Annotated in this window: 14 protein-coding genes; 5 read left to right on the top strand and 9 right to left on the bottom strand. The window is 63.4% G+C overall.

Annotation, left to right across the window (positions count from 1 at the left end; translation table 11 throughout):
• Positions 1–201: 201 nt before the first annotated feature.
• The 5 genes from ACXAED_RS19375 to purC all read right to left on the bottom strand — a co-directional run bounded on the left by ACXAED_RS19375 (position 202) and on the right by purC (position 5,143).
• Complete coding sequence (locus ACXAED_RS19375) at positions 202–1,539, bottom strand: sigma-54-dependent transcriptional regulator (protein WP_475052505.1); 1,338 nt, start codon at positions 1,537–1,539, stop codon at positions 202–204.
• 31 nt (positions 1,540–1,570) lie between these two features.
• Complete coding sequence (locus tag ACXAED_RS19380) at positions 1,571–3,343, bottom strand: ATP-binding protein (RefSeq protein WP_475052508.1); 1,773 nt, start codon at positions 3,341–3,343, stop codon at positions 1,571–1,573.
• A gap of 36 nt (positions 3,344–3,379) precedes the next feature.
• Positions 3,380–4,048, bottom strand: a complete 669-nt coding sequence (gene purQ / locus ACXAED_RS19385) for a phosphoribosylformylglycinamidine synthase subunit PurQ (RefSeq protein ID WP_475052511.1) — start codon at positions 4,046–4,048, stop codon at positions 3,380–3,382.
• The gene (gene purS, locus ACXAED_RS19390) at positions 4,048–4,278 is read right to left on the bottom strand and encodes a phosphoribosylformylglycinamidine synthase subunit PurS (RefSeq protein ID WP_027243772.1); all 231 of its coding nucleotides are present in this window, start codon (positions 4,276–4,278) and stop codon (positions 4,048–4,050) included. Before purS ends, purQ begins: the two co-directional genes overlap by 1 nt.
• 103 nt (positions 4,279–4,381) lie before the next feature.
• On the bottom strand, positions 4,382–5,143 hold the full coding sequence (gene purC / locus ACXAED_RS19395; protein WP_475052514.1) for a phosphoribosylaminoimidazolesuccinocarboxamide synthase: 762 nt from the start codon (positions 5,141–5,143) through the stop codon (positions 4,382–4,384).
• 272 nt (positions 5,144–5,415) lie between these two features.
• Between purC and ACXAED_RS19400 the strand changes: the two genes are divergently transcribed.
• Together ACXAED_RS19400 and bmt are read left to right on the top strand one after the other, a co-directional pair.
• The gene (locus ACXAED_RS19400; protein WP_475052517.1) at positions 5,416–5,733 is read left to right on the top strand and encodes a DUF1476 domain-containing protein; all 318 of its coding nucleotides are present in this window, start codon (positions 5,416–5,418) and stop codon (positions 5,731–5,733) included.
• Between the two features lie 264 nt (positions 5,734–5,997).
• Entirely contained in the window at positions 5,998–7,020 is a 1,023-nt protein-coding gene (gene bmt, locus ACXAED_RS19405; RefSeq protein WP_475052520.1) for a betaine--homocysteine S-methyltransferase, read from the top strand.
• Between the two features lie 176 nt (positions 7,021–7,196).
• Here the strand turns inward: bmt and ACXAED_RS19410 are convergent, their stop codons facing one another.
• Both ACXAED_RS19410 and ACXAED_RS19415 read right to left on the bottom strand, forming a co-directional pair.
• Complete coding sequence (locus tag ACXAED_RS19410) at positions 7,197–7,475, bottom strand: acylphosphatase (protein ID WP_475052523.1); 279 nt, start codon at positions 7,473–7,475, stop codon at positions 7,197–7,199.
• Positions 7,476–7,548: 73 nt separating this feature from the next.
• Positions 7,549–8,628 carry a PA0069 family radical SAM protein gene (locus ACXAED_RS19415; protein WP_475052525.1) on the bottom strand — a complete coding sequence of 360 codons (1,080 nt, stop codon included), beginning with the start codon at positions 8,626–8,628 and terminating at the stop codon, positions 7,549–7,551.
• A gap of 223 nt (positions 8,629–8,851) precedes the next feature.
• Between ACXAED_RS19415 and ACXAED_RS19420 the strand changes: the two genes are divergently transcribed.
• A complete protein-coding gene (locus tag ACXAED_RS19420; protein WP_475052528.1) occupies positions 8,852–9,550 on the top strand; it encodes a corrinoid protein in 699 nt (232 codons plus the stop codon).
• Position 9,551: 1 nt separating this feature from the next.
• On the top strand, positions 9,552–10,262 hold the full coding sequence (locus ACXAED_RS19425) for a DUF1638 domain-containing protein (RefSeq protein WP_475052530.1): 711 nt from the start codon (positions 9,552–9,554) through the stop codon (positions 10,260–10,262).
• Positions 10,263–10,322: 60 nt separating this feature from the next.
• Here the strand turns inward: ACXAED_RS19425 and ACXAED_RS19430 are convergent, their stop codons facing one another.
• Positions 10,323–10,733: a SufE family protein gene (locus ACXAED_RS19430; RefSeq protein WP_475052532.1), complete on the bottom strand. Its 411-nt coding sequence runs from the start codon at positions 10,731–10,733 to the stop codon at positions 10,323–10,325.
• A 135-nt stretch (positions 10,734–10,868) separates the two neighbouring features.
• Here ACXAED_RS19430 and ACXAED_RS19435 point away from each other — a divergent pair, with 135 nt between their 5' ends.
• The gene (locus ACXAED_RS19435) at positions 10,869–11,381 is read left to right on the top strand and encodes a hypothetical protein (protein ID WP_475052535.1); all 513 of its coding nucleotides are present in this window, start codon (positions 10,869–10,871) and stop codon (positions 11,379–11,381) included.
• An 81-nt stretch (positions 11,382–11,462) separates the two neighbouring features.
• On the opposite strand, the gene rnd is transcribed toward ACXAED_RS19435, so the two are convergent.
• A complete protein-coding gene (gene rnd, locus ACXAED_RS19440) occupies positions 11,463–12,620 on the bottom strand; it encodes a ribonuclease D (RefSeq protein ID WP_475052538.1) in 1,158 nt (385 codons plus the stop codon).
• Positions 12,621–12,705: the final 85 nt, after the last annotated feature.

The raw sequence follows: 12,705 nt of genomic DNA on the forward strand, positions 1-12,705 counted from the left end.
CAGCATAAGGCCTGTGGATAGGTAATGACAATGGTCATTCGTCACCGCAAAACCTGAAAATGAAATCAGATTGCCGGTATCCGGAATGTCGTTAATTTTCCGTTTAAATTCAGCACAAAACCGGAATTCCGCAGAAACCCCGGCTGAAAAAACGTGCTTTCCGGGCCGCTTTCCGTACCGGGAAACGGCCCGGAAGAGAGATCAGGCCAGATAATCCGAGCGCTGCAGGCCGTATTTCGCCATTTTCTCGTTCAGCGTCCGGCGCGGCAGGCACAGCTCGTCCATCACGCTGGCGATAGAGCCCTTGTGGCGGCGCATGGTGTTGTCGATCAGCATCCGTTCGAAGGCTTCGACGTATTCCTTCAGCGGCTTGCCTTCGGTGGTCATCACCGGCTGCATCTCCTCGTGATCGGACATCAGGAGGGACGCGATGGTGCCGGAGCCGCGGCGCGATTGCAGGACCGCGCGTTCGGCGATGTTGATCAGCTGACGGACGTTGCCGGGCCATGGCGCCTGCAAGAGCTGCGCCGCTTCCTGGGCGCTGACCTGCGGTGCATCGCAGCCGTATTCTTCGGAGAATTGCTCGCTGAGGCGGGTGAACAGTGTCAGGATATCCTCGCCGCGCTGGCGCAGCGGCGGCACGGTGATGCGCAGCGCGGCCAGACGGTAGAACAGGTCCGGGCGCAGCGCGTCCTCGCAGGTTTTGCCGGCTTCCTGCAAGTTGGAGATTGCAATGATCCGGGTCTCGGCAGGTGTTCCCTGCTCGTTGATCACGCTCAGCAGCTTGGCCTGGAGGGTTTCGGACAGCGCGTCAATGTCTTCCAGCACCAGGGTGCCGCCGCGGGCTTCCTCAATTGCGGGCAGCATGCTGTCTTCTGGCTGCATCGGGCCAAACAGGCGTTTGGACAGCGCCTCCTCTTCCAGAGCCGCACAGGACACAAGCACGAACTTCTTGCCCGCCCGGCTGCCGACCGCGTGCAGCGCGTGGGCGACCAGTGTCTTGCCGGTGCCGGTTTCACCGTCGATCAGCACGTGGCCATCGGCCTGGCCCAGGTCGAGGATATCCTCGCGCAGGCGCTCCATCACCGGGCTCTGGCCGATCAGCTTCTTCATGATCTGGGAGCCGTCCGACAGCTCGCGCCGCAGCGCCCGGTTGTCCAATGTCAGGCGGCGGGCGCCGGTAGCGCGCTTGGCCAGCTCCGACATGCGGTCCGGGTTGAAGGGCTTTTCGAGGAAGTCGAAGGCACCCACGCGCATCGCCTCCACCGCCATCGGGACATCGCCGTGGCCGGTGATCATGATCACCGGCAGCGCGCTGTCGGTGCCCATCAGTTTCTTGAGGAACTGCATGCCGTCCATACCCGGCATCTTGATGTCAGAGATCACAATACCCGGGTAATCCGGCCCCAGAACCTTGAGCGCTTCCTCGGCGCTGGAAAAGGTCTCCGTGTCATAGCCTGACAGCGCCAGCCACTGGCTGATCGACTGCCGCATATCCTGTTCATCATCAACGATCGCGATTTTCATAGCCTGGGCCATGCGCGTTCTCTCCTAATCACTCCGGGCCGCTTCACTCAGCAGCCTCTATACCGTCCACCAGGACCGGCAATTGCATCTCAAAGACCGCGCCGCCATTCTGGCCATTGCGGGCGGTCAGCCGTCCCCCAAGGTCGTTGACGATCCCCGAGGAGATGGCAAGACCCAAACCGACCCCGTCGCCGGGCTGCTTGGTGGTGTAGAAAGGCTCGAACAGATTGTCGAAGTCCTTGATCCCCCCTCCATTGTCGCGCACCGACAGCGTTGCCGTCTCACCGGCCGCCAGCAGAATTTCCACCTCAGGGTCCGCCACGGATTTGGTGGCGTCCAGCGCATTGCGCAAGAGGTTGACCATAACTTGCTCCAGGCGCATCCGGTCGCCCATCACCATAACAGGTTCTTCGGGCAAAATCCGGGTGATTTTCACATGCCGCTGACGCAGCTGCGGCTCCATCATCGACAGGCTGGATGCCAGCGCATCACCCAAGTTTACAGGGCTGAACGCATCGCCACCCTTGCGCGCGTAGGATTTGAGCTGACGGGTGATCGCGCCCATCCGCTCGATCAAATCGTCAATGCGCCCGAAGGAGGCCAAAGCCTCGTCCGGGCGGTTGCGGTTCAAGAGCAGGCGGGCGCCGGCCAGGTAGGTTTTCATCGCCGCCAGCGGCTGGTTCAGCTCGTGGCTGACGGCGGCCGACATCTCGCCCAAGGCGGCCAGTTTGGAGCTCTGCGCCAGGCTCTGTTCGGCCACGGCGAGGGTCTTTTGCATCCGTTCGCGCTCGGCGATTTCCCGCTGCAAGCGCGCATTCAATACGCGAAGCTCTGCCGACTCCCGCTGGAACAGCGCCATCCGCAGCGCGGTCTTGCGGCTCAGCGCATAGAAGGCCAGCGCCAGAAGGATCGCGAATCCCATGATTTCCAGTGCCAGCACGGCATTTACCCGCTCCCGCACCGACGAATAGGTGGTGAAGGACGCCATCCGCCAGCCCTGGAACGGCACCCGGGTCTCCAGCCGCATCACCGCCTCGCCTTGCAAATACGCGTCGGGCGGCAGCGCGGTCCAATCGGTGGTGGCGCGGATCGCCCGCTGGATCGCGCCTTCGGGCGTCTGCAGCGTCAGCGCATCGCCTTCCTTGAGACCGCGCCAGCGCGCCTCGGTCGCCAGGATGATGGTGCCGGTGCTGTCGGTAACCAGCACCGCGTCGGAAATGCCCGCCCAGGCACGTTCGAACTTCTGCAGGTCTACCTCGACCACAATCGCGCCCAGGACGCCGGTCGCATCAATGATGCGGCGCGAATAGGTAAAACGGTAGCCGCCGACCTCGCGCGGGATCACCGAGAACACTGTCGACTTGGCCCGCACGGCATCGACGAAATAGGCGGCATTGCGGTGGCTCTCGCCCAGCCGGTTGCGGTCGGTGGCCGCCACCGTCCGCCCGTCCTGCGCCAACAGCATGATGGAGGCCGCGCCGATCTCGTCAACAAAGGAAATCAACCGCTGGGTGGACAGGGAGAAATCGCTGGACTGCAGCGCCGAGATCAAGGTCTGGTCGCGTGCCAGCAGCTGCGGCACGATGGCGTGCTGGCGCAGCTCGCTGAGCAGGTTGCCGGAATAAAGCGCCAGCCGCAGCTCAGCCCGGTTGCGGGTGCTTTCGGTGAACCGGTGGGTCAGCGCCCGGTTGGTGGTCCAGACGGTGATCGCCGCGACCACCATGAACAGGACAAGCGCCAGCCGCGCCCGCCATGAGATCGTGCGGGAACCAGCCTTGGCCTTGCCTTTGGTCGTTTCAGAGCGCGGGGCGGTCATAACCAATACCTATTGCGGCCGCCCCGCATCCTCAAGTCACGCAGCGGTGACCATCCCCGCCAATGCGCGGAACACTGCCGCACCATCGGTGCCGCCATGGCCCTCATCCGCGGCCCGCTCGGGGTGCGGCATCATGCCGAGAACACGGCGGTTTTCCGACAGGATGCCGGCAATGTCCGCGACCGAGCCATTGGGGTTCTCTTCATAGGTGAAGGCCACCCGGTCCTGATCCTGCAGCGCCTTGACGGTGTCTGCATCGGCAAAATAATTGCCGTCGTGGTGGGCAATCGGCACCCCGATCACATCGCCCGCGCTGTAGCCTTGGGTAAACACGCTGTCAGCGGTCGCCACCTTGAGGTCCACAGTGCGGCAGATGTATTTGAGGCCCGCATTGCGCAGCAGCGCGCCCGGCAGCACGCCGGTCTCAGTGAGGATCTGAAAGCCGTTGCAAATGCCGATGGCATAGCCGCCGCGGTCCGCATGCGCGACCACCGCCTTGCAAATCGGCGACTGCGCCGCGATGGCGCCGCAGCGCAGGTAATCGCCATAAGAGAAACCGCCCGGCACCCCGACGATATCGACGCCCTCGGGCAGCGCGCTGTCCTTGTGCCAGACCATCGACACATCAAAGCCGGCCTGCTCGAAGGCCACCGCCAGATCGCGGTCGCAGTTCGAGCCGGGGAAGACTACTACCGCCGCCTTCATCACTGCATCTCGATGCTGTAGGATTCGATCACGGTGTTGGCCAGCAGCTTCTCGCACATGGCGGTCACGTCTGCCTCGGTGGCGCCTTCGGCCAGATCCAGGTCAATCACCTTGCCCTGGCGCACGCCTTCGACCTTGTCAAAGCCCAAGGCTCCCAGCGCGTGGCGCACAGCCTCGCCCTGCGGATCCAGAACCCCGTTCTTCAGCATCACATGCACCCGTGCCTTCATCGCATCATCCCTCAGGTTTTCGATGGCGAAGCCCCATCCAGGCTTCATCTTTCCAAAAATACTCAAAGACCCGCGGCGCGGTCAGGCGCAGCGGGTCCCGTTTTCAGTTCACCAGCGTCGGTTTGCCCGGCGCAGGCGGATTGTTCGGCATCACGCCCAGACGGCGCGCCACTTCGCTGTAAGCGTCGGTCAGGCTGCCCAGGTCGCGGCGGAACACGTCCTTGTCCAGCTTCTGGCCGGTCTTGATGTCCCACAGGCGGCAGCTGTCCGGGCTGATCTCATCGGCGATCACCAGGCGCTGGAAGTCGCCTTCATAGATACGGCCGATCTCGATCTTGAAGTCGACCAGGCGGATGCCCACGGCCAGAAACACGCCAGACAGGAAATCGTTCACGCGCAGCGCCAGGCTCAGGATGTCGTCCATGTCCTGCTGGCTGGCCCAGCCAAAGGCGGCGATGTGCTCTTCGGTGACCAGCGGGTCGCCCAGGGAGTTGTCCTTGTAGCAGTATTCAACGATCGGGCGCGGCAGCTGGGTGCCCTCGTCGATCCCGAGGCGCTTGGAGATGCTGCCGGCCGCATAGTTGCGCACGATGACCTCCAGCGGAATGATCTCGCAGCTGCGCACCAGCTGCTCGCGCATGTTCAGCCGCTTCAGGAAATGGGTCGGCACGCCGATCTGCGCCAGCCCCAGCATGAAGAACTCGCTGAGGATGTTGTTCAGGACTCCCTTGCCCTCGATCACGTCGTGCTTTTCGGCGTTGAAGGCGGTGGCGTCGTCCTTGAAATACTGCACGATGGTGCCCGGCTCCGGGCCTTCGTACAGTGTCTTTGCCTTGCCTTCGTAGATTTTCTTGCGGCGCGCCATTGGGAACCTTTCGGGTCATTGCCGGGAATCCGGCCCTGCGATGTGCCGCTCTCATAGTGCAAGGGGACCCCAGCCGCAAGCTTGCTGCACGGGCCTGCCGCGCCATGGCTGCCGCGGCGGCAGCCCCCGGACCGGACCAAGGACCCAGCCGGCCGCTGCCATGCCTAGGACAAATCCGCCCAAAGGCTTTGTCAGGCACTGTTTTTTCTTGCCCTGAGGGGCAATCATACTCCTATCATATCTAAGGTGCACAAGGTTAATGAGGATCAGCCATGACGACATTCGACGAACGCGAGCAGGCCTTTGAGGCCAAGTTTGCGCATGATGAGGAAATGCAGTTCAAGGCGCGGGCGCGCCGCAACAAGCTGGTGGGCTTGTGGGCGGCGGACCTTCTGGGAAAAACCGGCTCCTCCGCCAATGATTACGCCCAGTCCATTGTGGCCGCGGACCTCGAGGAAGCAGGCCATGAGGATGTGGTGCGCAAGCTCACCGGTGACCTGGGCAGCCAGGCCAGCGAGGAGCAGATCCGCCTGAAACTGCGGGAGCTGATGGTGCAGGCGCAGGAAGAAGTCCTCAGCGAAACCAGCTGAAGAGCCGTTGTGCGGCAAACGGCCTGACCGGCTGCCGCCGCCGGGCATGCACCGCTGCGGCACCGGCAAAGCTTCATTCGCCCGGGCCGCGCTGCAGACGGCGCCTGCTGCCCCTCACGCCGGGGCTGCAAGCCGCCGCGCCGGAAACTCATAATGAAGATGAACAAAATGAAATTGCCCTTGCCCGCCCGGCGTGAGACAGGGGAAACAAACCACTTTGCCGCCCGCCCCGCCGGGGCGGCCTGCTGACACGGGACAAAACCGATGACAAATACTTTCAAACAGCTGCTGGACACCAAGGACGTGCTGCTGGCGGATGGCGCGACCGGCACCAATCTGTTTGCCATGGGACTGCAGTCCGGCGATGCGCCGGAACTGTGGAACGTGGACGAACCCAAGAAGATCATGGCGCTCTACCAGGGCTCTGTCGATGCGGGCAGCGACCTGTTTCTGACCAACAGCTTCGGCGGCACTGCCGCGCGCCTGAAACTGCACGACGCGCAGGGCCGTGTGCGCGAGCTGAACCGCATCGCCGCCGAATTGGGCCGCGAGGTGGCCGACAAGGCTGAGCGCAAGATTGCCGTGGCCGGCTCCGTCGGTCCGACCGGTGAGATTTTTGAACCCGTCGGCGACATGTCCCATGCGCTGGCGGTTGAGATGTTCCACGAGCAGGCCGACGCTCTGAAAGAAGGCGGCGCCGATGTGCTGTGGCTGGAAACCATTTCCGCACCGGAGGAATTCCGCGCCGCAGCTGAGGCCTTCAAACTGGCGGACATGCCCTGGTGCGGCACCATGAGCTTTGACACCGCAGGCCGCACCATGATGGGGGTGACCTCGGCGGATCTGGCCCAGCTAGTGGAAGAATTCGACAACGGGCCGCTCGCCTTTGGCGCCAACTGCGGCACCGGCGCCTCCGACATCCTGCGCACCGTGCTGGGCTTTGCCGCCCAAGGCACAGAGCGTCCGATCATCTCCAAGGGCAATGCCGGCATTCCGAAATATGTCGACGGCCACATCCACTATGACGGCACGCCGGAACTGATGGGCGAATATGCGGTGATGGCCCGCGATTCCGGCGCCAAGATCATCGGCGGCTGCTGCGGCACCATGCCCGACCACCTGCGCCACATGCGCGCGGCGCTCGACAGCCGCCCGCGCGGCGACCGTCCGGCACTGGAACAGATCGTAGAGGTGCTGGGCCCCTTCACATCCGACAGCGACGGAACTGGGGACGATGCGAATGCAGGCGGCGAGCGCCGCTCCCGCCGCGGCCGGCGCCGCGCCTGAAGGCAGCCGTTGGCGAACTCCTGAAAGAACGGCGCCGCATGTCCGCATGCGGCGCCTTTTTCCGTTCAGACCGTTTTCCCTTTCTGTTGCAGCGTCCCGCAAGCATCCGGGCGCAGGTTCCTCCTCCCGGCGGCAGGTCTGTCTGCGCCGGCCTGCAAATCCCTGCCCGCTCCAGCCTAGCCGACAATACTAAAGCCGCTGATACCCGGCTCGGGATCAGTTCTCTCCGTCAGGACGTCCTTGACCGAGGCAGCGCCGGGGCCGCGCCCCATTCTGCGCACCATATCGGCAACGCTGGCAGCCGGCCCAATCAGCAGCGCCCGCACCGAGCCGTCCGGCTCATTGCGGATCCATCCCGACAGCCCATGGCGCACTGCTTCCGCCCTGGCCCAGGTGCGGAAAGCCACGCCCTGCACGCGCCCGGTAACGCGCGCCTTCACAGCTATAGAAGCCATTGGACACCTTCCTTCCCGTCATGAAGGGGTTCACTATAGCACAAAAGCGCCAGGCCGACTGTTCAAGAATGGATCAGAACAGCGCCAGCTGATCCCCTGGCTGCGGCGGCCGGGCAAACAGGCCGCTGCGCAGCTCCGCCGTCCGCTCCCTCAAGCCCAGACGTTTACAGGCCGCCTTGAACCGCTGCGCGATCATCTCAGCATAACGTCCCTCACCCCGCATCCGGTGGCCCCAGCGCGGGTCGTAATCGCGCCCGCCGTGCATCTCCCGCAGCCGCGCCATCACCTTGGCGGCCCGGCCCGGCTCATGCTCCGCCAGCCACTCCTGCCACAGTTCCGACACCTCCCGCGGCAGCCGCAGCATGATCCAGCTGGCGGCGTCCGCCCCGGCCTCCGCACCGGCCGCCAGCAGCGCCTCCAGCTCATGATCGGTCAATCCCGGCACGATGGGAGAGGTCATAACCCGCACCGGCACACCTGCTGCCGTCAGCCGCCGGATGGCGGCCAAGCGCCGCGCAGGCAATGGCGCCCGCGGTTCCATCCGGCGCGAAAGATCCGGATCCAGCGTGGTGACGGAGATCCCCACCCGCACCAGGCCCTTGGCCGCCATCGGTGCCAGGATATCCAGGTCCCGCTCGACCATTGCCCCCTTGGTCACGATCGCCACCGGGTGATTAAATGCCTCCAGCACCTCCAGGCAGGCGCGGGTGATGCCATAATCCCGCTCACACGGCTGATAGGGGTCGGTGTTGGTGCCAAGCGCCATAGTGGCCACCCTATAGCGCGGCGCCGACAGTTCCTGGCGCAGCACCTCGGCCGCATTGGGCCGGGCCACCAGCCGGGTTTCGAAATCCAGCCCCGGCGACAGCCCCAGATAGGTATGGGTCGGGCGGGCAAAGCAGTAGATGCAGCCATGCTCGCAACCGCGGTAGGGGTTGATAGACCGGTCGAACGGCAGGTCCGGCGACCGGTTATAGGTGATCAGCGACCGCGCCGTCTCCTGCCGCACTTCGGTGGGAATCACCGCGTCCGGCGCCTCCTGAAACCAGCCGTCATCCACCGCATCGCGCGCCATTTCAAAGCGGCCTGCCGCATTGCTGAGGCTGGCGCGCGCTTTGCGGCGTAACGTATCTGGCGTGAATTCCGGCTGCATGGGCGCAAAGTAACCGCACGCGAGGAACAAATAAAGAACAAATGGGCAAATTCGAAGATTTCCATGCGGAATCTTCATTATTCTTGCACCGAAATTGTCTCTATACGTCGGTTAGAACAGCGGCAATGTCGCAAATAATGCAGTCGGCAGGCGGCATTCTGTCACAAAAGCTTCTGAAATAGGCCAACACCGGGGGCTCCCCCCGTCAGCAAGGATTAGGCGCATGTCGGACGAAGAAGACATCATCCTCTCGGAACTCGATGACGAGGAACTTGTTCAGCAGATGTTTGACGACCTCTACGATGGTCTCAAAGAGGAAATCGAAGAAGGCGTGAACATCCTTCTGGAGCGCGGCTGGGTTCCCTACGACATCCTGACCAAGGCTCTGGTGGGCGGCATGACCATCGTCGGCGCCGACTTCCGCGACGGCATCCTGTTCGTTCCCGAAGTTCTGCTGGCGGCAAACGCGATGAAGGGCGGCATGGCCATCCTGAAGCCGCTGCTGGCCGAAACCGGCGCACCGCGCGTCGGCTCGATGGTGATCGGCACCGTCAAGGGCGACATTCACGACATCGGCAAGAACCTGGTTTCCATGATGATGGAAGGCGCAGGTTTCGAAGTCGTCGACATCGGCATCAACAACCCGGTCGAGAACTACCTGGAATTGCTGGAAGAGCATAAGCCCGACATCCTCGGCATGTCCGCTCTGCTGACCACCACCATGCCCTACATGAAGGTGGTGATCGACACCATGGTCGAACAGGGCCTGCGCGACGACTACATCGTGCTGGTGGGCGGCGCGCCGCTGAACGAAGAATTTGGCAAGGCGATCGGCGCCGACGGCTATTGCCGTGACGCAGCCGTCGCCGTGGAAATGGCCAAGGACTTCGTTGCGCGCAAGCACAACTCGATGAGCGCCTGATTTGGCACGCAAAGGACGCGCAGCCCGCCTGACAGAGCGGGCTGCCTTCCGCCCGCCCACCGGGCGGACGCTTGAGGAAAGCTCCCTCACCGAACAGGGTCTGGCTGCCCCTGAAAAGAAATCCGGCCGCATCCTGCTGATCGCCTGCGGCGCGCTTGCGCGCGAGATCCTTGATATCAAGGAGAAAAACGGGCTGGATCACATCGACCTCACCTGTCTGCCCGCCAAGCTGCACCTGTATCCGGAGCAGATCACCGATGCCGTCGATGGTGCCGTCGCCAAGCATTCAGCGGTCTATGACAAGATCTACGTGGTGTATGCCGACTGCGGCACCGGCGGCGCGCTGGAGCGCAAATGCGCAGAGCTCGGTGTTGAAATGGTCGCAGGCCCGCATTGCTATTCGTTCTTCGAGGGCAATGACACCTTTGCCAGACATGCCGATGAGGGCGAAATCACCGCCTTCTACCTGACCGACTTCCTGGTCAAGCAATTCGACGCCTTCGTCTGGCGCCCGATGGGTCTCGACAAGAACCCGGAGCTGCGGGACATGGTGTTCGGCAACTACACCAAGCTGGTCTACCAGTCGCAGATCAGCGACCCCAAGCTGGTGGAAAAGGCCCGCGGCTGCGCAGACCGCATGGGCCTCGATTTCGAGCACCGCCACACCGGCTACGGCGATCTGGAAACCGCCATTTCCCGCTGGAGCAAGTAGCCTTCATCTTTCCCGAAATACTCCGGGGAGCGCGAGGGGCCGGCCCCTCGCCCGCTATCCTCAGGCCTGCGCCATCGCGGTTTCGCGGATCCGCTCGATCATCGCCCTGAGACCATTGGAGCGCTGCGAGGACAGGTGCTCATTCAGCTCCAGCCGCCCCAGTTCTGCCTTGGCGTCCACGGACGCCACCTGCTGCAGGGTCAGCCCGTTGTACAGCTTGCGCAGCACCGCGATCAGGCCGCGCACAATCATTGCGTCGCTGTCGCCATCGAAGCGGAACACCCCGCCCTCGACCGTGGCATGCAGCCACACCTGGCTGGCGCAGCCGTCGACCTTGGTGGCGGGCACCTTCAGCGCGTCGTCCAGGCGCTCCATCGCCTTGCCCAGGTCGATCACATGGCGGTAGCGGTCCTCCCAGTCCTCCATGAACTCGAAGTCCTCCACGATCTCTTCAAAGGCGGCTGTGGCCATCGTCCGTCTATCCTCAAAATCCATATTCCGGGGCTGATCAGCACCTAAGCCCCTGCCCGCCTCATTTCAACAGCTTTTCAAGCTTCGGCCAATCGGGTAATCCCTTGCAAAGACATTTTGAATGGGCGGGGACAGATGCACAAACCATTGGCTCTCACATTGGCCTCAGCGCTGGTGCTGGCCGGCTGCGGCGGCTGGAAGGACTCGCGGGTCAACCCGTCTAACTGGTTCGGCCGGTCGGCCCCAGCAGAGGCCCGGGTGCCGGAAGGCACCAACCCGCTGCTGCCGCAGGAGAGCAATGCGCGCGGGATTTTCGCCAAGAAGCCGCCAGAGGACAAAAGCGTCCTGATCAGCCAGGTCACCGGGCTTCAAATCGAACGGACCGCCTCCGGAGCCATCATCCACGCGTCCGGCGTTGCCGCGCGCCAGGGGGCGTTTGATGTCGAGCTGCGCAAGTCAGAGACGGCAGAGGACGGTGTTCTGGCCTATGATTTCCGGGTGGTCTACCCGGAGGAGGCGACCCTGAAGGGCAGCGAGTTCAGCCGCACTCTGCACGCGGCCCGTACGCTGTCGAAGCAGGATCTTGAGGCCGTCAGCCTCGTCCGTGTAAACGGCGCGGAGAACGCACGGGAAAGCCGCCGCCGCTGACGCCGAGAGCTGCAGAATACCTTTAAACGGAAAACGCCCGCATCTGCGGGCGTTTCTTTTTTCAGGCATCGGAGTGCTGGATTAAAGTTCCACCACCTGCACCGCCTGCCCCTTGGCGGCGAGGCCGATCTTTCCGTCGCACAGCCGCAGCGCATCTTCGCCGAACACTTCACGGCGCCAGCCGCTGAGCGCCGGCACATCGCGCAGCCCCGCGGCAATGGCATCCAGATCGGCGCTTGGCGCGATCAGCTTGGCCGCCACGCCTTCGGCCTCGGTCTTGGCTTTCAGCAGCACCCGCAGCAGGTCCGCCAGCGCCGGGTTCACCTGCAGCTTCTCTTTGCTGCGGTCCAGACGGGGAAATTTCTCCGGCGGGCAGTTCACGCCCTTGGCCACCGCTTCCAGGATGCCCTCGGCAATCGCGCCCTTGCGGGCCTCCCGCAGCAGCAGACGGGAGCCGCCAAGTTCCGCCGCGGTGCGCGGCTTGGTCGAGGCCAGCTCCACCAGCGCATCATCCTTGAACACCCGGTTGCGCGGCACGTTGTTTGACTGCGCATAGGTTTCCCGGAACGCCGCCAGCTCGCGCACCACCGCCAGGAATTTGCCCGAGTTGGTCCGGGTCTTCACGCGCTTCCACGCGTCCTGCGGCTGGATGTCATAGGTCGCCGGGTCGGTCAGCACCTGCAGCTCTTCCGCCACCCAATGGGAGCGGCCGCTCTTCTCCAGCTCGGCTGCGAGGAATTCGTAGATCTTGCGCAGATGGGTCACATCCGCCAGCGCATAGGTCTTCTGCGCTTCGCTCAGCGGACGGCGCGACCAGTCAGTAAAGCGCGAGGTCTTGTCCAGCCCCTGCTTGACGATCTTGCGCACCAGCGTTTCATAGCCCGCCTGCTCGCCAAATCCGCAGACCATCGCTGCCACCTGGGTGTCAAACAGCGGCTTCGGAAACACGCTTGCCTCGACCCAGAATATCTCCAGATCCTGACGCGCGGCATGGAACACCTTGACCACATTTTCGTCGCGGAACAGCGCGTAAAGCGGCTCCAGTGAGATGCCATTGGCAAGGGGATCGACCAGAACCGCGTCGTTTTCACCGTCGCCGTTAAAGGCCAGCTGAATCAGGCAGAGCTTGGAATAATAGGTCCGCTCGCGCAGAAATTCGGTATCCACCGTGACGTAGGGATGCTGTGCAGCGGCATCGCAGAAGGCCTGCAGTTCTTCGGTGGTGGTCAGGGTTTTCATCAATTACCGCTTTTCAATCTCACGTGGGCCGGGCCGTGATACGCGCTTGTTCCGGGCAATGCAAACAGGTGCACCGGACACCGTG

The organism is Leisingera sp. ABM4_103, from assembly GCF_056158685.1.